Genomic DNA, 17,137 nt, shown 5'->3' on the forward strand with positions numbered 1-17,137 from the left:
AATAGGCGCCTCATCTGAGGCGCTTATTTTTTGCGCGGGTGGTGAAAGTGGCCGGTCCAAAATTCAAATTGGCAGAAAGTCACAAGTGTCATCTGGCTTGGTCGCCTATTTCCGTTTTGTCCACTCATGGGACGGGCCGGGGAGAGGCGACGGTGCCGATGACCCCCGGTCTCAGGCCCCGGAAGTAAAATCCAGTCTGCTGCGGAATGTGCTGGGTGCCTGACCTGTCCAGCGTTTGAATGCTGTCGAGAACGCTGGTTGATCAGCGTATCCAAGTGAAAATGCGATCTCTGACAAGGGCATGCCGTTGGTGATAAATGTTTGCGCCAGATCACAACGAAGGTCATCGACAATCTCGCGATAACTGGTTCCTTCGTCTTTAAGACGACGTGCAAAGGTGCGCGCGCTGAGGCCAAGGTTGGCGGCAGCGTCATCCGCCTGAATGATCGCTCCGGGCAGAGAGCGGGTGATCAAGCCTTCAACCCGAGCACGTAGTTTTTGCTTGGGCTGTCGGTGTTCTGCGATGACTCGGTCTCCGTATTCCAACAAATGCGCGCGCAGCTTGGGGTCATAAGTTGGGACAGGTAGATCAAGCGATGATAGTGCCAGCACGATTTCAATTCGTTCCGCCCCAAAGATGACTGGAAAACCCGCAAGCTTTTGGTACGCGGTCCGATTGCCTCCTGTTTCATGTTGAAAACGTATTTCCATTGGGAAGAAATCAATCTGAGTCAGGTTTCGCATCCGTGCCAGACCTGCAAATACTAAAAACTCTGTGCGTCTGTGGTATCGAGCAAAGCTGGCATCTTTCCATTCAGCCTCGATCGACGCGAAATTCCCTGCGACGCGCAAACTGAACATCAGAGCCGGATCAATGATCCCGTGAAAACGCGAGGTATTTTCTAGAACTTGTTTCAAATCTCGCGAGTATTTGCTGATGTATGCGGTAAGGCTTGAGGAAGATCGGTATTCTAGCCCGGCCGCTGCGGCAAAAGTCGGGTCCTCAAGAATATCGCAGGCATATCTGGCAAAGAGGGCTTCTGTGTGGGCGCTACAAGTGCCCGCAGAAACCGTGATGTCATCGCGCTGTATGTTACATTTTTCCAATACTCGATCTGTGACAGCAGGATTCTGTGTCTTGTGATCAAGCATGCGCGTCAAAAGCTGAATACGTGAGATATCGACGTCCATGCTGTATCTTATCGCGATATCTGTTTGTTTGCACCCTTGCTGAGAGGTGTGGGACGCATCCGCCGTGACATAAATCCGTAAAACGTTGGCAAAAAGTCACATGCGCTTTGGGCGGCAAACCCGTATTTCTGTCACGTTGCCGGGTCAGCGCCTTTTTGGGGATGGGGCCAGAGCCCAGACGATAATTCGAGCAGGCATACTGTGGCTCCCCGGCACGCCCATTCCTGCTGTTGCCTGTGTCGCATTGTGGCGTCGTGTTTGCGGTGTCACTTTGGGGGAAATTACGGCAAAGGCGATTTTAAGATGCACGACATTGCATTGGACGAATTGGTTAAGAGCCAAGATTTTATTGTGTTTGATGGCGAATGCGTGCTGTGCACGGGCTTTTTTCGTTTCATGCTGAAACGGGATAGGGCGCAAAGGTTCAAGTTTGTAACTGCGCAATCCGAGTTGGGGCGAAATCTCTATTCAGATCTTAAATTACCGACACAGGATTTTGAAACGAACCTCGTCGTGTTGAACGGTCAAGTTTATCAACGGTTGGATGCATTTGCTGCAGCCATGCAGGCTCTGCCGGGGATGTGGCCCGTCGTGTCCCTGTGCAAATATCTGCCTGGGGTGGTTAAGGACCCGATGTATCACGTTTTGGCGCGCAACAGATATGCCGTGTTTGGTCGGGCTGATACCTGCTTGGTTCCGGACAAAGATCTAATGTCGCGCTTTCTTCCCAAAGGGTACTAGATGCAACCTGATCCGTTTTGGCAGGCGTTGCCGGCGCAGTCAGTTTTGCCCGACGCCTTGCGGCACCTGCACGGCAGTCAGGGAAGCTATTCGGGTTTCTGTGATATTGAGCGTGGCCGCGGCCTGTTAGTGCGTATGGCTTTGCGGCTTGGAAGCTTCCCCACTGGTGGCTGCAATGTTCCTGTCTCTTTATCGGTAACAAAACGGGACAGGGCATGGATATGGGTCAGGAATTTCAACGGCCAAACGACCAGGTCGCGGATCGGCTACAGGTCAGGCTACGTACTCGAGCGGATGGGCCTATTGACCTTGTGGCTGAAACCCGTGCTTTTCGATGGGCAGTTGTCCATTCGTCTTCACCGGTTACGCTTGTGGGGAATCCCGTGCCCAAAGCTCATATTACCCAGGTCTAATACGTTTGAGTGGCAGGATGACGAAGGGCGCTTTCGGTTTGATGTGTCCGCTCGGATGCCTGTTTTGGGGTTGCTGATCCGATATCACGGATGGCTAACGGCTGATCACGCAAAACAGGACGTGGGCTGAATTGATCGTGAACCCGCTTTGCCGTTGGACGGGTTATACTATTTCCAGTCTTACCTCGTAACAGGAAAGAGTATGATTATGAAACAGGTTATGACTTACGCTGCGCTTGCCGCAGTTGTTCTGACTACACCGCTTTCGGCCGCTGGCTTTGCGCGATTTGGGTTTCAGACGGTCTCGGTCAATGCCAACGTCTACGAAGTGATCCCGCGTGGGCGCAACGATGTTGATGGGTATTGGTGTGCCGCTGCCGATTATGCCCGCAGGACTTTGGGCGCAGGTTGGAAACAGCCGATCTACGTAGTGCGCGGTTATGGACCCAGCGAAGCAACTGGACGCCGGACCGCTGTGCAGTTTTCCGTCAGTCCTCCGCCTGGTGTTGATTTGAACGTCAAGTCAATCAACGTCGGCTTTGTTGCTGGTCAAAGCAGATCGGTTCAGAGTGCGAACGCACTGTGCTATCGTCGGCAAATCTTTGACGACTAAGCGAGAATGAGCACCTGTTGCAGACCGAGTTTATTATTTCGACACGCGGACCGGGGTTATATGAATTCACCCCGGATGTAGGTAACTGGCTAAACTCGGTCGAACGCGACGGGCTGCTGACGTTGTTTGTGCGCCATACGTCCTGTTCTCTGGTGATACAAGAGAACGCAGATCCCGAGGTGCAAACTGACCTGAGTGCTTTCTTTGAGAGGCTGGTTCCGCCCTCGGATCATCCATCGATGTCCTATTTACGGCACACTTATGAAGGCCCAGATGACATGCCAGCACACATAAAGGCTGCCTTACTGCCGGTATCATTGACGATCCCAGTGGCAAGTGGCCGTCCGGCTCTGGGCACATGGCAAGGGATCTATTTGTTTGAACATCGTTCAGCGCCCCACCACCGAAAGGTCGCTGCGCATTTCGCGTGACCCCTTTATCTTGCGGTGAAAAATTCCGACTACCCAAATCCTAGCGGCTGCCCTATAGTTGTGGATAAGTAAGCCACAGCGCTTACAATTAGAGGCGGAATTAGGGACGAGGAGACGGCGGATGCGCTGCCCGTTTTGTGGAAATACTGACACTCAGGTGAAAGATTCACGCCCCGCAGAGGATCACGTCGCGATCCGCAGGCGCCGGTTCTGTCCTGCGTGTGGCGGACGTTTCACGACCTATGAACGGGTGCAGCTGCGCGATCTGGTTGTGATCAAAACCAATGGCAAACGGGAAGACTTTGACCGCGACAAACTGGAACGGTCTATCCGTATCTCAATGCAGAAACGCCCAATCGACCCTGAACGTATTGATCAGATGATCTCGGGGATTGTGCGCCGCCTGGAAAGCATGGGTGAGACCGATATCCCGTCGAACAAAATTGGCGAGATCGTCATGGAAGCGTTGGCGCGCATTGACACGGTTGCTTATGTGCGCTTTGCAAGCGTGTACAAGAATTTCCAGGCGGCCGATGATTTCGAGGAGTTTGTCCACGAACTGCGCCCGCCGCATCCTTCGTCTGACGAGTGAACGACACAGATAAACGATACATGGCGTTGGCCCTGTCTTTGGGGCAACGCGGTCAAGGCACGTGTTGGCCAAACCCCTCGGTGGGATGTGTTATCGTGCGCGATGGTCGGATTATTGGGCGAGGTTGGACCCAACCCGGCGGACGACCGCATGCGGAAACCGTTGCGTTGGCACAGGCTGGTGAAACGGCCAAAGGCGCGACGGCCTATGTCTCGCTGGAGCCTTGCGCACATCATGGGAAAACCCCTCCTTGCACGGATGCGCTGATCTCAGCGGGGATTGCGCGCGTGGTTTCACCGGTCGAGGACAGTGATCCGCGTGTTGCAGGGCAGGGCTTCGCCAAATTACGCGAAGCCGGAATCGAAGTCACGACAGGTGTTTTGGCCGCGCACGCCGAACGTGACCACGCAGGGTTTTTCTTGCGGATGGAGCAGGGGCGACCATTCATAACCCTTAAATTGGCGAACAGTTTCGATGGCCGGATCGCGACGGCCAGTGGTCATAGCCAGTGGATCACCGGTCCGCAGGCGCGGCGAGAAGTCCACGCGATGCGCGCGCGTCACGACGCGGTTATGGTTGGCGCAGGTACTGCGCGGGCCGATGACCCTGCACTGACCGTCCGTGATCTTGGTGTGGCGCAGCAACCTGTCCGTATCGTTGTCTCGCGCCATCTTGATATCCCATTGATGAGCCAACTCGCCCGATCCGCTAAGCAAGTCCCGGTTTGGCTGTGCCACGGCCATGCCCCCGATGCCGAGCGGGCCCGGGCATGGGAGGGGCTAGGGGCCACATTGATCCCTTGCGCATTGCAAGATCACCAGATTGATGCTGCGGATATGTTGCAACAACTGGGGCAGGCGGGGCTGACACGTGTTTTCTGCGAAGGCGGCTCGGCGTTGGCGGCATCTTTGTTGGCGCAGGATCTGGTTGACGAACTGGTCGGATTTAACGCGGGTCTGACCATCGGTGCAGAAGGTTTGCCAGGGATCGGAGCATTGGGGCTGGAGACGCTGGACGCAGCCCCCCGGTTTGAATTGATGGAAATACGCGCTGTTGGCCCCGACGTCATGCATCGCTGGCGGCGGTTACTGCGCTAGCGTCGCCATAGATGAGCATGTGTCGCAAAGGCGCCCTGCAGCTTAGATAGCAATCGTAACATCGGCGGCCCTTTGATTCCTTCACGATCGGTCAGGCGCTGCAGCGCAACCTCGACCGGGCAGGGGGTGCCTGTGATCGGGTCCAGATACCGCGGGTAGTCGATCAACGCGGCATGGACCAAACCCAACACCGTGGGATGTGCGCCACGCCGGGCGGGGACGGTGCCGAGGTCCTGCGTCAACCCCCAACCCGCATAGAAGGGGGCACCGACAGTGGTCACAGGCAGGTTGCGGATCAGCGCCTCAAACCCCAGTAAAGACGTCATTGTCCAGACTTCATTGACCTGCGGCAATAGCTGGGCCGGATCCGTATCGCGTATGGTGACATCAGCGAGGCCGTCTGCATCTATCGCGCCGTCACGTAAACTGGCCTCGACATCCGGGTGGGGCTTATAGATCAAAACAGCGTCCGGGTTCTTGTCCCGTACCAACTGTAACAGTTCAAGGTTGGTACGAATTGTTCCGGTCCCTAACAGGATCGAGGCGTCGTCCTCTACCTGTCCGGGTACTAGAATGCGATGCCCCTTGGGCAAGTCCGGTACTTGGCCGCCGATATTGTATTTGCTGATCTGCCCCGAGGTGACTTTCTCAACTAGCCTGTCTGCGCGCAGCTCCTGATCCGGGCGCAGAGTTTCCCGTTGGGCGATAAGCTGTTCAAGCAGACTAGCTCGCGTCGGGTCGTAATATATACCCAGATCATCGGCGACCAGCGAGACGGGCGGAACCAAGGCAGCGCCCAAACCACGGGACCGCAGGAAACCATCCTCGATCCTAACAACACTCTCTTGCCCTTCGGCTCGGCTGGCCCAAACCATATGTGGTTTTTCGGAAGACGGAGGAGGGCTTTTGGTAAAGCGAATTTTGGTCTCGCGCCCGAACATCCTTTGAAGATGACCACGTTTCCACAAACGCATCCCCGAGGCCGTCCAGCCCGCGTGATCCTGACGCCATGCGCGGGTCTGCGCCTCTAACGTATCCAGAACCATTTCCAATTCGCAAAGCTGATCCCTGTAGGGGTCATACCAAGTAGGATAAAGGATCATGGCGGCCGCAAAAAGCTGGGCTGGCGTCAGGCTGCGCTGACGGCGGGGCAGGTATTCTTCGTCCTGCGTTAGGCCCCAGCCCGCATAGAAGGGTTGACCAAAGACGCGGGGCTTGTGGCCTGCCAAAATGGCCTCGAACCCGAATTGCGAAGACAGGGTGTAGACGCCCACTGCACCTTCAAGCAAGTCCCACGGGCTGATCGGGTTTTCAAACAAAGCGACACGACCTGATTGGTCCAGGTCAGAGAAATACCCACTGCGATGGCCACTAATGGTTTCGGGGTGGGTTTTGATCAACACGCGCGCGCCTGGGTGCTCTTCTTGCGCCATGACCAACATTTCGCGGAACCGGGCCGCGTCGCCTTTGCTGGCAGTAACCGATGCATCGTCTTGGGCCTGATCGACAACCAACACATACCCCGGCGCCGGCAGAGACTTAGTGACTTCAAACCCCGAATACTTGCTGAGATGCAGTTCCTTCATTCGCGCAATCGCACCGCGCGCCCGGTTCAGCAGGGCCGTATCATCCAAAGGGTGCGTCGCCAGCAAAGTCTCAAGATCGGATGGGCGCGTAGGATCGAAGTGTAGACCGGACCGGTCCAGCAATAGGCCTAGCGGCGGTTCGCCATCCCGACCAGGATGCAAAGATCGCAGAAAAGCATCTTCGACACGCAAGACAGGGGATTTGTGTTTTTCTGCGATATTCAAGCCGCGGTGGGCGGTTGGACTGTTGCCCCATATGGCAACGGTGTCTCCGTCTTTGGGTAGACCCAGCCGAATGTCGTAGCCCGCAAGCTTAAGAATGCGACGAATACGGCGATTGGTCAGGAAACCGCCATTGTAGACACGCAGGCGGGTACGCTGTTCCTCGGCCATCGCCGCAGCCGACATCACCCGCCTGTCAGGGTCGTGACGTTGGCCAGCGGTGTAAGCCCGCCCGCGATCAGCGATATCGACTTGCTCCATTGCGCATAGGGCGCTTCGGTGACGTAGATCGTGTCGTCGTCGCGGATGACGAAATCACGGGCTACGAACAGGCCGTTTGGTGCAGTAAGGTTAAGCAGGTAAATCACCCGCTGTTCGCCCTGTAAGTCCGAGCGTCCCATGACCGAACGGGCAATGTCCTGTCGTTCGTTTCGCAGCACGAAGATGCCGGTAGGGTCCGAGGACAGGGACTGTAGCCCTCCGACTTGGGCCAAAGCTTCGAGTGCAGTCAAATCTTGACTGTCGAACGCAACACGTGACTGTCCGGTAGCCCCTAGGGCGACGTAAGACCGACTGTCGGCCTCGACCAATATGCGGTCACCGGCGCGTAGTGCGATATCCAGCTTTGGATTGGTGAACAGGTCATTGTACCAGACCGTTCCCCGTTGATTGCCCCGAATAACGGTAACAAGCGCGATGTCAGACCCGACTGAAACGCCTCCGGCTTGGGACAGCATGCCAGCCAGAGTGCGGGTCGGGCTTTCGATAGGGTATATACCTGGCGAGCCAATCTCGCCGTTCAGCGTAACGGTTGAACCGTTTCCGGCTGTCCGCCGGACCTCGACCTGTGGATCTGGTGTTTGGTCTTGCAGTTTGCTTGTGATCAGTTGGCGCAGCTGTTCGGGGGTATTCCCAGAGGCCCTGACACGACCGGCATAAGGAACAAAGATAAACCCTTCACTGTCCACTTGAATTTGATCCAGCGTCGTCGCGCCGCCGATATCTGAAGAAAGCAGCCCGTCATCGACGTTCTCCCAGACCGACAGGCTCAGAGAGTCACCGGGGCGCACTGTATCGGCGGCCAGGTTTGGCGCGCTGAGGAAAGACTGCGAAAACCCGAATTGGGGAACAGCGGACGTGACCTCGGTAATACGATCATCCACTTCGACTATGAACGCATTGCCACCATTCTGAACTGAGCCAGCCAAAATTTCATTCTTGCTTGGCCCAGATTTGGGAAGCTGACACCCGGCCAAAAAGCCAAAAACGGCAACAAGGAAAAATCCCCGTGCCCATTGGAGCGGAAAGCACTGCACTGCCGAATATCCTCAGTCTTCTTTTGTTTGTCTCAAGTTAGCTTGTCATTGAGTTGACTTCCAGCATCAAGCTGTTTGTTTCCTTCAACGATCTTCAACTGTGGCGTCTGCGCCGCGTTACCCGACAGCAGTGTCTCATAGGGGTCGCATTGGGCAAGCAACATATCTGTTACACGCCGCAGCAACTGCCGCCGACCACGTCTGGAGTAAAACCCTCCGGGCACCTGACAGGTTTTAAGCAGGAACTGGCGATAAGCCTGATACGCGGCCGTGTCAGGAGGGGTGGGGTTGCCAAAAAACTGGGCAAATGTCTGTCCCGAGATGAACTCGGGCTTGTTGTAGACGGACCGCCCTAAACTGCGCAGCGGAATTCCGCGCCACAAAACTTGCTGTCCGGCGGTCGAGTTGATGGTGACAGCGGAATTCGCCTCGTTCAACAGCCGCGCAAGCTTTCCACCCGGCACATAGTGGACACGGTCGCCGACACCATGGGCGTTGGCGATTTGACGGGTTCTGCGGTTCAGGGGTTCTCGGTGGTTTTCAAGCGGATGTTCTTTGATGACAAGCTGGTGGTGACGCGGTGCCCCATCAGCAAAGCCCTTGATGGCCTGTTCCAGAAATTCTGACATGTTGGAATAGTCGGAATGCGATTGAACCGAGCTGTCATGCCCCAATTGCAGCAGCACAAGATGATATGGCATACCGCTTCTGCGAGCGCGAAACGTCGCCCAGCGTCGTTGCAAGCGGTGAAAGGGCATCAGCATAAGCCGTTTGAAATACAGCGTAAATTCCTTGGAAACTGGCAGCTCTCTGTGCCGCTGGAAGTTGCGATACCTCTGATTGAGGAACAACAAAAACCAATGATATAGCGCACCATAAAAGATGTGCTGCCGCATGTCGCCCCAATGCGAAGGCGGCGGGGGATCCTGAGTGTCCGAGCGTTCGAGGGCTTGTTCCATCTGCGGGATCGTAAGCGACATCAGGCGAGAGTTCCCGTTCGATCCCATGCGTTCATAAGTGACCCACCACGGACGCAGATAACCTTCTTCGAACACATGCACGGTTATGTTCCGTTCGCTGGCAATCTTGATTGCTTGGGCATGTATTGGGCGTGCGTCGCCGTATAAGACGAGGTCGGTCACACCAAGCGTCTCAGTCAGCCCGCGGAAACTTTCAGGCCATTGCTCAGGACGGTCGGTAAAGGGAATATAGCTTGCACGGTCGAACCAGAACGCGCGGTCACCGGCATTGAAGCCCACACGCCGAACCTCGGCACCTGTTTTGCGCAGCACGCGTGCGAGTGCATTGAAAAACGGTCCGTGCGGTCCCTGTAGAAACAGGAAAACACGGCGCTCAGAGCCTTTTGTGAGTGGTGGCATTGGTGCTGCTCTTGCTCGTTGGTGCGAAATTTATGCCTTTTTGTGCTGCGTCCGGCAAGGCGGGCCTTGCCCGGAACCGCCGATACGCTTACCTCGGCAAGTAGACTGGATGGAATATTAGGAACCGAAGGGTAAAGGAAATGTTCACAGGTATCGTCACCGATGTTGGCACCATTGCCGAACTTGACCAACAGGGCGACCTGCGGGCGCGGATCAAGACCGCCTATAAGACATCCGGCATCGATATAGGTGCCTCAATCGCAAGCGATGGGGTGTGCCTGACCGTCATCGCCTTGGGGGACGACTGGTATGATGTTCAGATCAGTGCCGAGACGGTATCCAAGACGAACCTGTCCAACTGGTCGGTCGGCAAACATGTCAATCTGGAACGCGCCCTTAAAGTCGGGGATGAGTTGGGCGGTCATATCGTGTCTGGGCACGTGGACGGAGTCGCCGAGGTCGTTGCTATCGAGGATGAAGGTGACAGTACCCGTGTGACCTTGCGCGCGCCCAAGGACCTTGCGCGCTTTATCGCACCCAAGGGTTCGGTTGCGCTGAACGGGACGTCTCTGACCGTCAACGATGTGGACGGCAGTGACTTTGGTATCAACTTCATTCCTCATACCAAAGAGGTGACGACATGGGGCGATGTTGCGATTGGAGACAAAGTCAACCTCGAGATCGACACCCTGGCCCGCTACGTTGCCCGCCTGGCCGAAATGTCCTGAGTTAAACGCCGCGTTCTGACCGGTTCGGGACGTTTGCAGACTGGCCTTTGCGCGCGGGGTGGTCTATCCACCCGTGCAAACATGCTCTGCGAAAGGCTGCCCAATGAGCTTTGAAACCCCCGGACCCGTCGAAGCGCAACTGCGCGACGCGATCAGCACGATTGAAGAGATCATCGAAGAGGCGCGCAAAGGCCGGATGTATATTCTGGTCGACCACGAAGACCGTGAGAATGAAGGCGATCTGGTCATCGCCGCCGAGTTTGCGGATGCCGAGGCGATCAACTTCATGGCCACCCATGGGCGCGGCCTGATCTGCCTGCCGATGACCGCGGAACGGGTGGATGCGCTGGGCCTGCCGATGATGGCGGTGAACAATTCCTCGCGTCATGAAACCGCGTTCACCGTGTCGATCGAGGCACGCGAAGGTGTGTCGACCGGGATTTCCGCCGCTGACCGCGCCCTGACTGTTGCGACGGCCATCAATGAACAAAACACGATGGCGGCCATTGCCACCCCGGGCCATGTCTTCCCCTTACGTGCTAAGCGGGGCGGGGTGCTGGTGCGCGCGGGCCATACCGAAGCTGCGGTTGATATCTCGCGCTTGGCCGGGCTGAACCCTTCAGGCGTGATCTGCGAGATCATGAAGCCCGACGGCACAATGGCGCGTCTGCCCGATCTGGTGGAATTCGCCCAAACCCATGACATGAAAATCGGTACGATCAGCGACCTGATCACCTATCGATCCCGCAATGACAATCTGGTGGTCGAGACGTCTCGTGAAACCGTCAATTCGGAATATGGTGGCGAATGGGAGATGCGGCTGTTCACTGACCAGCTTCATGGCATCGAACATGTGGTCATGATCAAAGGCGACATCACCACGCCCGAACCCGTTCTGACCCGCACCCATGCTTTGCACGAAGCGCCGGATATCTTGGGCCTCGGGCCTAAATCTTCGCGCGAACTGCCGCGTGCGATGGAGAAGATCGCCGAAGAGGGGCGCGGCGTCGTCTGTCTGTTCCGCCAACCGCGCAACTCGCTTTATGCGGTCGAGGATGAAGGCCCTCGGACCATCAAACAAACAGGACTGGGGTCTCAGATCCTGTCCAAATTGGGAATTCACGAGCTGGTGCTGCTGACCGACTCGCCCGAAACCGTATATCTGGGGCTCGACGCGTTTGGCCTGTCCATCGTCGGCACCCGTTCCATCCTCAAGGAAGACTGATCGTGGCTGAACAAGACAAACACGGCGTCCTGCCGACTCCGACATTCGACAAGCCGGTGAAACTGCTGCTGGTGGTGGCACCGTTCTATCGTGCCATTGCCGACAATATGGTTGCCGGTGCCAAGGACGAGATCGAGGCTGCGGGCGGCACTTGTGATGTGGTCGAGGTTCCCGGCGCGTTGGAGATACCCACCGCCATCGCCATGGCTGACCGGCAGTGCAACTATGATGGCTATGTCGCGCTGGGCTGCGTTATTCGCGGCGAGACCACGCATTATGAAACGGTGTGCAACGATTCCAGTCGCGCCATTCAGTTGATGGGCCTGCAGGGCCTGCTGATTGGTAACGGCATCCTGACCGTCGAGAACGACGAACAGGCCGAGGTGCGCGCCAACCCAGAAAAGATGAATAAAGGGGGTGGGGCAGCCGCTGCGGCCTTGCATCTGATCGCGCTCAGCCGTAAGTGGGGCTCTTCCAAAAAGGGCGTGGGCTTCAAGCCACCGTCCGAGTCCATCCTAGTGGCGGGCGACAGCAACGGACCCACGACAGCATGACCCAGACAGACGCGCCTAAACCGGCAAACCAGAAACGCCTGATGAAATCCGCCGCTCGGCTTTACGCCGTTCAGGCGCTGTTCCAGATGGAGCAGTCAGGCCAGACGACCGAAGCAGTCGTGAACGAGTTTCTGGATCACCGGTTCGGTGCCGTCTATGAGGGCGAAGAAATGCTGGACGGCGATATCCGCCTGTTCCGCAAACTGGTCGAAGATGCCGTGAACTATCAGGCCCCGATCGATCAGATGACAGACCGCGCTTTGGTGGCCAAATGGCCCATCGGGCGCATCGACCCGACCTTGCGCGCTGCGTTCCGCGCCGCAGGCGCCGAACTAACCCAAAGCGACACGCCGCCCAAGGTGGTCATCACCGAATTCGTCGACGTGGCCCGCGCCTTCTTCCCAGAAGGAAAAGAGCCGAAATTCGTCAACGCTGTGCTGGACCACATGGCGCGCGAGGCCCAGCCCGAGGCGTTCTGACGCCTTTACTAGGTGCTCTGGCAGACTAAGCTTCTTGCAGAACAAGGAGTGCCGCAATGCCCAAGCTCATCCGTCTTTATATCACTCAGGTTATCTGGGGCTTCGTAATCTCAGCCGTGTTTGTCGGCGTGCTGTTGGCGGTGAACGTGGCCAATCTGCGCGGGCTGATCTGGGGTTCGGACGTTGGGCTGGTGGCGTTGGTCATGATCTGGTTCATGAACGGGATTGTCTTTGCAGGCGTCCAGTTTGCTTACAAGATCATGAGCATGGCCGAAAAGCCGGGTGGCCCACGGCGCGGCTCGCCGGTCGTAAATCTGTTCAAACCGGTTCCGGTCAAGCAGGATTCCAGCGCAGGGCGCTGAAATTAAAGGAAAATTGCGGCGGGACCACCAGTCAACCGTGCGGTGTGATTCCCGAGGACCTGTATGTACAGGTGGGCGCCAGGTAATCAGGCCAGGACCTGAACAGAGCCAGCCCCCTCGGAATTGCTTAAGGCCACCAGAATGCTACCAGTCACAAGAAGGGCAGAACCCGCCAAGCGCTTAGTTAGGGCGTCTTACGGGCTGGCACAAGGGGTTAAGCGTCAACAGTCTCGTGCAGGGCCTTGCGCATCTTGCCGAAATGCTCGTCCCACCCGTTATCCAGGGCCAGGATCAGGCCGAAAGCCTCTGCGCCTTGTGGCAGGCCTTCGTGCTCCAAAGACAATCGCGTGCCGCCGTCTATGGGTTCTAACGTCCATTTGACTACGCTGACAGCGTCCGCCATCGGTTTCACCGTGAAGGTATATTCAAGATATTGTGGCTTGCGCGCCTCACGCACCTCTCCCCAGATCAACAGATCGCCGCTTGTGGTCCCGAACATCTCAAGCCTTTGTCCTGCGGCCAGTGGGCGTTCGGGCTTGTGAAACCATTCGGCAAGATGTTCCGGTTCGGTCAGATAGGCCCAGACAGTGTCCGGTTCGGCGCGCAGGAAGATGGTCTTTTGCAAAACTGCTTTGGTCATGTCTCTTTCCTTTCAATGGCTTCTTTCAAGTTACGCAGGCGCTCGTCCCAGAACTGATCAAAGAAGCTCAACCAATCCAGCACAGGGGTCATTCCCTGGGGTTCAAGACGGTTGATGCGTTCTCTCCCCCGAGCTTCGACCTGGATGAAGCCCCCGTCCGACAACACGGTCAGGTGTTTCTTGACGGCCGCTCGGGTCATGTCGAAGCAATCTGTCAGTTGCGCGATTGTCATATCCTGCGATGCAAGCATCTGAACGATGTCCCGGCGCGTGGGGTCCGCAAGCGCGCGAAACGCGTTTTGGATTTGGTCAGGCATCCGTTTCCTCATATTCGATACCATTTGGTTTCATATTTATTCAATACCATATGGTATCACGTCAACCGTAATCTCTCCCTTGCAATTTGTTCATGAATTGTTCACATTTTTCCAATGACATTGGATCTACAACCCGGCCAGAAGCTAGCACGCGGCGTGGCGCGTCATCTTAGCGCGCACGGTTTTGTTTCTGTTGAGGAATTCGTGCCGGCGCGCGGGTTGCGTGTGGACGTTATGGGGTTGGGCCCCAAGGGTGAATTGTGGGTAGTGGAATGCAAATCCAGCCGAGCCGATTACCAATCGGATTCCAAGTGGCAGGGCTATTTGGAGTGGTGTGATCGGTTTTTCTGGGCCGTGGATACAGATTTTCCGACCGAGCTGTTGCCGCCTGAGACGGGGCTAATTATCGCCGATGCCTACGATGCTGAAATAATTCGAATGGCACCCGAGGATAAGCTGGCACCAGCACGTCGCAAAAAGATGATCCAGAAATTCGCCACAGATGCGGCCCGGAGACTACACGCGTTGCGCGATCCAAGGCTTTGATACTTCAGCCTTTAACAGCCAGAGCAGCCTGAGCAGCAGCACGGATTTCTTCCGCAATTTCTTCGGCTTCGTCCGGTTCAAAGTCCATCGGAATCTCGACGCCATCCGCCTCAATGAACAGGCGTACCATACCTCGATCGGTTGGGCCGATCTGCAGATTTGCCTGAATGTCACGTTCGGTGTTGATGCTCATTTGCGCCTCCGGGGATGAGGGTCTGTGCTAGCGCGCAAAGACTTGAGAATCAAGACAGAGATGCGCTCAGATACAGTATGAACGATGTAGCAATCAGACTCTTTCGCGCGTCAGATGTGCCTTGGTTGGTAGAGCAGCACGCAATCCTATACGAGCGCGATGAAGGGTTCGACAAAAGCTTTGCCCGGTTGGTGCGCAAGATACTTGACGAGTTCGTGGCCAGTCATGATCCCAAATGCGAATGCGGTTGGGTGGCCGAGCAGGCAGGTGATCGCCTTGGGAGTATTTTTTGTGTCCGGCTAGATGAGGACACAGCGAAACTGCGGCTTTTTTTCCTGGTGCCAAAGGCGAGGGGGAAGGGGCTTGGCAAACGCTTGTTGCGCACCTGTATGAACCACGCGCGTGCTGTTGGTTTCACGAAGATGTCACTATGGACCCATGAAAGCCATAGGGCGGCTTGCGCGCTTTACAAAGCTGAAGGGTGGCATTTGACGGACAGCAAACCAGTGCATTCCTTTGGGGTCGATCTTGTCGAACAAAGCTGGAAAATTCGGCTTTAATCCTCTTGCATTCCCCCGGCGCGTTCGGTAAATCGCCCCTCACGAGTGCCGCCTTAGCTCAGTTGGTTAGAGCGCTGGATTGTGGATCCAGAGGTCCCCTGTTCAAGCCAGGGAGGCGGTACCATTTCCTCGAAAAACGCGAAAAAAGAAACGCACAGGGCAGAGCCGTGCGCGTGTTGTGTTGCGAAAAGGTGCGCCGGGGTCAGCGCACCAGATTCAGCCTCAGTTTCATTTTACTGCGTTTGGCAACCGGCAGATGCCGGTTCAGACGCTTGTTGACCATTCCAAATCCCCAGATCACGGCCAGAGTCAGCAAGATGAAATAAAAGGCCAGAATCGGGTAGGGGACAAACGGATTGAAAGTCTTGTCCGCGAAATATCCCGCGTAATACAGAGCGTCCCCGCGCTGCTGCCAGACCGGGAAGGCCGAGAAGAAGACCAGCGTAGTTGCGTGAAACAGAAAAATCGCCTCGTTGGTGTAGGCAGGCCAGGCCAGCCGCAGCATGGTGGGCCAGATGATGCGGCGGAACCGTGGCCAGCCGGTCATGCCATAGGCGTCTGCGGCCTCAATATCGCCCTTGGGGATCGAACGCAGCGCGCCATAGAAGATCTCGCCCGAATAGGCTGCCGTGTTGAAGAACAGCACGATCAGCGCGCCCAACCAAGCGGATGTCAGGGCGTCAAGGAAGGGAAAATTCTGTTTGAGCGAGAGGAAGAAGAAATAGGCAAAGAAAAACTGGATAAACAGGGGCGAGCCTCGGAACAGGAAGATGAACCATTCCGAAGGTTTGCGCAGCCATTTCTTTGTCGACGCTTTTCCCATGGCCAGTGCAGTGGCCAGAAAGAACCCGGTGATCAGCGCCATGATGCCGAAATAGATATTCCAGATCATGCCCGAGCCGATCAGGGTGAAATGTTCGCATAGCGTGAAACCATCGCGTGGCAGCAACCGCTCACCAATCCCGATCGAACGCAGGCCGTAATCCTGAATAGTCTGAAGACAACTCATGCCGTCGTCTCCTTACGCAGCAACTCTCCGCCTGAGGTGGCCTGACCGTGCGACAGTCTGCGCATCAGGCGTTCCAGGCCAATCTCGGACACACGGGTCATTCCAAGGTAGAACACCAGCAGAGCAAGGAAGTACCACATACGCCAGTCACCATGGGGGTATTGGGTGAATTTCGGGTTCTTGATCGCGCCCAGCTCACGTGCCCAGTACACGATATCTTCGATGCCCAGCAGGAACAGAAGCGGCGTGGCCTTTATCAACACCATCCAAAGGTTGGATAAGCCGGGCAGGGCATAAACCCACATCTGAGGAACCAGAACGCGCCAAAAGGTCTGGCGATTTGTCATGCCATAAGCAGCGGCCGTCTCTAGTTGTGCATGGGGAACCGCGCGCATACCGCCAAACAAGACGTTCGCTGCAAAGGCACCAAAAACGATCGAAAAGGTAATAACGGCCAGAAAGAACCCATAGGTTTCGTGGACCCATTCAGGGGATGTGCCCAGCGGCAATTTCGCAGCCTGACAGACGATAAAATCATTGCCTTGCCTAACCGGGTCCGTCCATTCGGGGCACAGAACTTTGTGTCGCGTCCATTCGAACGCCTGATCCAAAGCGATTACGAAGAACATGAAAAAGGCAATGTCAGGGACACCGCGCACGACGGCGATGTAGCCTTTGCCAAGCCATGCCAGCGGCAAAAAATGAGATCGGGCCGCCATCGCCCCAAGAAAGCCAAACCCCAATGCCACAGGCGCGGTGATTGCCAGCAGCAGCAGAACCTTGAAGAAGGACAGGTAGAACAGCCAATGGACACCGTTGGTCAGGTAACAGGAGAACCAACGGACCGTGCCGAGTGTTTCGGGATCAGTGCAGAACGAGAAAATGGCGGGCCTCTTTGACTTGCAAGGGCTCAGATGCGGCGCGCCCTGTGATCGGGCGCTCC

The 17,137-nt window shown here is 56.2% G+C and carries 22 protein-coding genes and 1 tRNA gene; 14 read left to right on the forward strand and 9 right to left on the reverse strand.

Annotated features, from left to right (window positions below; all coding sequences use genetic code 11):
* Positions 1-171: 171 nt before the first annotated feature.
* A complete protein-coding gene (locus tag AC2FF7_RS03715) occupies positions 172-1,191 on the reverse strand; it encodes an AraC family transcriptional regulator (RefSeq protein ID WP_170352738.1) in 1,020 nt (339 codons plus the stop codon).
* A 303-nt stretch (positions 1,192-1,494) separates the two neighbouring features.
* Between AC2FF7_RS03715 and AC2FF7_RS03720 the strand changes: the two genes are divergently transcribed.
* The 6 genes from AC2FF7_RS03720 (at position 1,495) to ribD (ending at position 5,078) form a co-directional block, all read left to right on the forward strand.
* A complete protein-coding gene (locus tag AC2FF7_RS03720; RefSeq protein ID WP_480867237.1) occupies positions 1,495-1,932 on the forward strand; it encodes a thiol-disulfide oxidoreductase DCC family protein in 438 nt (145 codons plus the stop codon).
* Positions 1,933-2,475 (forward strand): DUF4166 domain-containing protein, encoded by a 543-nt coding sequence (locus AC2FF7_RS03725; protein ID WP_480867239.1) that lies wholly within the window; start codon positions 1,933-1,935, stop codon positions 2,473-2,475. It abuts the gene before it with no gap.
* Positions 2,476-2,553: 78 nt separating this feature from the next.
* Complete coding sequence (locus tag AC2FF7_RS03730; protein ID WP_170352741.1) at positions 2,554-2,958, forward strand: hypothetical protein; 405 nt, start codon at positions 2,554-2,556, stop codon at positions 2,956-2,958.
* 17 nt (positions 2,959-2,975) lie between these two features.
* Positions 2,976-3,389, forward strand: a complete 414-nt coding sequence (locus AC2FF7_RS03735; RefSeq protein ID WP_209196646.1) for a secondary thiamine-phosphate synthase enzyme YjbQ — start codon at positions 2,976-2,978, stop codon at positions 3,387-3,389.
* A gap of 121 nt (positions 3,390-3,510) precedes the next feature.
* Entirely contained in the window at positions 3,511-3,981 is a 471-nt protein-coding gene (gene nrdR / locus AC2FF7_RS03740) for a transcriptional regulator NrdR (protein ID WP_496905209.1), read from the forward strand.
* Positions 3,978-5,078 (forward strand): bifunctional diaminohydroxyphosphoribosylaminopyrimidine deaminase/5-amino-6-(5-phosphoribosylamino)uracil reductase RibD, encoded by a 1,101-nt coding sequence (gene ribD / locus AC2FF7_RS03745; protein ID WP_496905210.1) that lies wholly within the window; start codon positions 3,978-3,980, stop codon positions 5,076-5,078. The genes nrdR and ribD overlap by 4 nt, the downstream gene beginning before the upstream one ends.
* On the opposite strand, the gene AC2FF7_RS03750 is transcribed toward ribD, so the two are convergent.
* The 3 genes from AC2FF7_RS03750 to AC2FF7_RS03760 are packed head-to-tail and all read right to left on the reverse strand — an operon-like array spanning position 5,075 to position 9,581.
* Entirely contained in the window at positions 5,075-7,072 is a 1,998-nt protein-coding gene (locus AC2FF7_RS03750) for a capsule polysaccharide biogenesis protein (RefSeq protein ID WP_496905299.1), read from the reverse strand. The genes ribD and AC2FF7_RS03750 overlap by 4 nt on opposite strands.
* A complete protein-coding gene (locus tag AC2FF7_RS03755) occupies positions 7,072-8,202 on the reverse strand; it encodes a polysaccharide biosynthesis/export family protein (RefSeq protein WP_170352744.1) in 1,131 nt (376 codons plus the stop codon). The genes AC2FF7_RS03750 and AC2FF7_RS03755 overlap by 1 nt, the downstream gene beginning before the upstream one ends.
* Positions 8,203-8,234: 32 nt before the next feature.
* A complete protein-coding gene (locus tag AC2FF7_RS03760) occupies positions 8,235-9,581 on the reverse strand; it encodes a capsule polysaccharide biogenesis protein (protein WP_496905211.1) in 1,347 nt (448 codons plus the stop codon).
* 140 nt (positions 9,582-9,721) lie between these two features.
* Between AC2FF7_RS03760 and AC2FF7_RS03765 the strand changes: the two genes are divergently transcribed.
* From AC2FF7_RS03765 to AC2FF7_RS03785, 5 genes are all read left to right on the forward strand, one after another.
* Positions 9,722-10,309, forward strand: a complete 588-nt coding sequence (locus AC2FF7_RS03765; protein ID WP_170352746.1) for a riboflavin synthase — start codon at positions 9,722-9,724, stop codon at positions 10,307-10,309.
* A 103-nt stretch (positions 10,310-10,412) separates the two neighbouring features.
* Positions 10,413-11,534: a 3,4-dihydroxy-2-butanone-4-phosphate synthase gene (ribB, locus tag AC2FF7_RS03770; protein WP_496905212.1), complete on the forward strand. Its 1,122-nt coding sequence runs from the start codon at positions 10,413-10,415 to the stop codon at positions 11,532-11,534.
* Between the two features lie 2 nt (positions 11,535-11,536).
* Positions 11,537-12,088 carry a 6,7-dimethyl-8-ribityllumazine synthase gene (locus AC2FF7_RS03775; protein WP_170750556.1) on the forward strand — a complete coding sequence of 184 codons (552 nt, stop codon included), beginning with the start codon at positions 11,537-11,539 and terminating at the stop codon, positions 12,086-12,088.
* Positions 12,085-12,567 (forward strand): transcription antitermination factor NusB, encoded by a 483-nt coding sequence (gene nusB / locus AC2FF7_RS03780; RefSeq protein ID WP_480496363.1) that lies wholly within the window; start codon positions 12,085-12,087, stop codon positions 12,565-12,567. The genes AC2FF7_RS03775 and nusB overlap by 4 nt, the downstream gene beginning before the upstream one ends.
* 56 nt (positions 12,568-12,623) lie before the next feature.
* Positions 12,624-12,929 carry a hypothetical protein gene (locus AC2FF7_RS03785; RefSeq protein WP_496905213.1) on the forward strand — a complete coding sequence of 102 codons (306 nt, stop codon included), beginning with the start codon at positions 12,624-12,626 and terminating at the stop codon, positions 12,927-12,929.
* 214 nt (positions 12,930-13,143) lie between these two features.
* Here the strand turns inward: AC2FF7_RS03785 and AC2FF7_RS03790 are convergent, their stop codons facing one another.
* Both AC2FF7_RS03790 and AC2FF7_RS03795 read right to left on the reverse strand, forming a co-directional pair.
* A complete protein-coding gene (locus tag AC2FF7_RS03790) occupies positions 13,144-13,569 on the reverse strand; it encodes an SRPBCC family protein (RefSeq protein ID WP_496905214.1) in 426 nt (141 codons plus the stop codon).
* Positions 13,566-13,886 (reverse strand): ArsR/SmtB family transcription factor, encoded by a 321-nt coding sequence (locus AC2FF7_RS03795; RefSeq protein WP_480867253.1) that lies wholly within the window; start codon positions 13,884-13,886, stop codon positions 13,566-13,568. The genes AC2FF7_RS03790 and AC2FF7_RS03795 overlap by 4 nt, the downstream gene beginning before the upstream one ends.
* A gap of 114 nt (positions 13,887-14,000) precedes the next feature.
* Here AC2FF7_RS03795 and AC2FF7_RS03800 point away from each other — a divergent pair, with 114 nt between their 5' ends.
* On the forward strand, positions 14,001-14,432 hold the full coding sequence (locus AC2FF7_RS03800; RefSeq protein WP_480496355.1) for an MmcB family DNA repair protein: 432 nt from the start codon (positions 14,001-14,003) through the stop codon (positions 14,430-14,432).
* Between the two features lie 4 nt (positions 14,433-14,436).
* Here AC2FF7_RS03800 and AC2FF7_RS03805 read toward each other — a convergent pair whose 3' ends face one another.
* Entirely contained in the window at positions 14,437-14,625 is a 189-nt protein-coding gene (locus AC2FF7_RS03805) for a DUF6324 family protein (protein WP_170352754.1), read from the reverse strand.
* A 77-nt stretch (positions 14,626-14,702) separates the two neighbouring features.
* Here AC2FF7_RS03805 and AC2FF7_RS03810 point away from each other — a divergent pair, with 77 nt between their 5' ends.
* Both AC2FF7_RS03810 and AC2FF7_RS03815 read left to right on the forward strand, forming a co-directional pair.
* Complete coding sequence (locus AC2FF7_RS03810; protein ID WP_170750570.1) at positions 14,703-15,185, forward strand: GNAT family N-acetyltransferase; 483 nt, start codon at positions 14,703-14,705, stop codon at positions 15,183-15,185.
* Between the two features lie 47 nt (positions 15,186-15,232).
* Positions 15,233-15,309 (forward strand) — tRNA-His (locus AC2FF7_RS03815).
* Positions 15,310-15,387: 78 nt separating this feature from the next.
* Here the strand turns inward: AC2FF7_RS03815 and AC2FF7_RS03820 are convergent.
* Together AC2FF7_RS03820 and AC2FF7_RS03825 are read right to left on the reverse strand one after the other, a co-directional pair.
* Positions 15,388-16,194, reverse strand: coding sequence for an ABC transporter permease (locus AC2FF7_RS03820; RefSeq protein WP_353393264.1), 807 nt, complete (start codon positions 16,192-16,194; stop codon positions 15,388-15,390).
* The gene (locus tag AC2FF7_RS03825) at positions 16,191-17,078 is read right to left on the reverse strand and encodes an ABC transporter permease (protein ID WP_170751365.1); all 888 of its coding nucleotides are present in this window, start codon (positions 17,076-17,078) and stop codon (positions 16,191-16,193) included. Before AC2FF7_RS03825 ends, AC2FF7_RS03820 begins: the two co-directional genes overlap by 4 nt.
* Between the last annotated feature and the right edge of the window lie 59 nt (positions 17,079-17,137).

Source organism: Ruegeria sp. YTSC325, assembly GCF_059609525.1.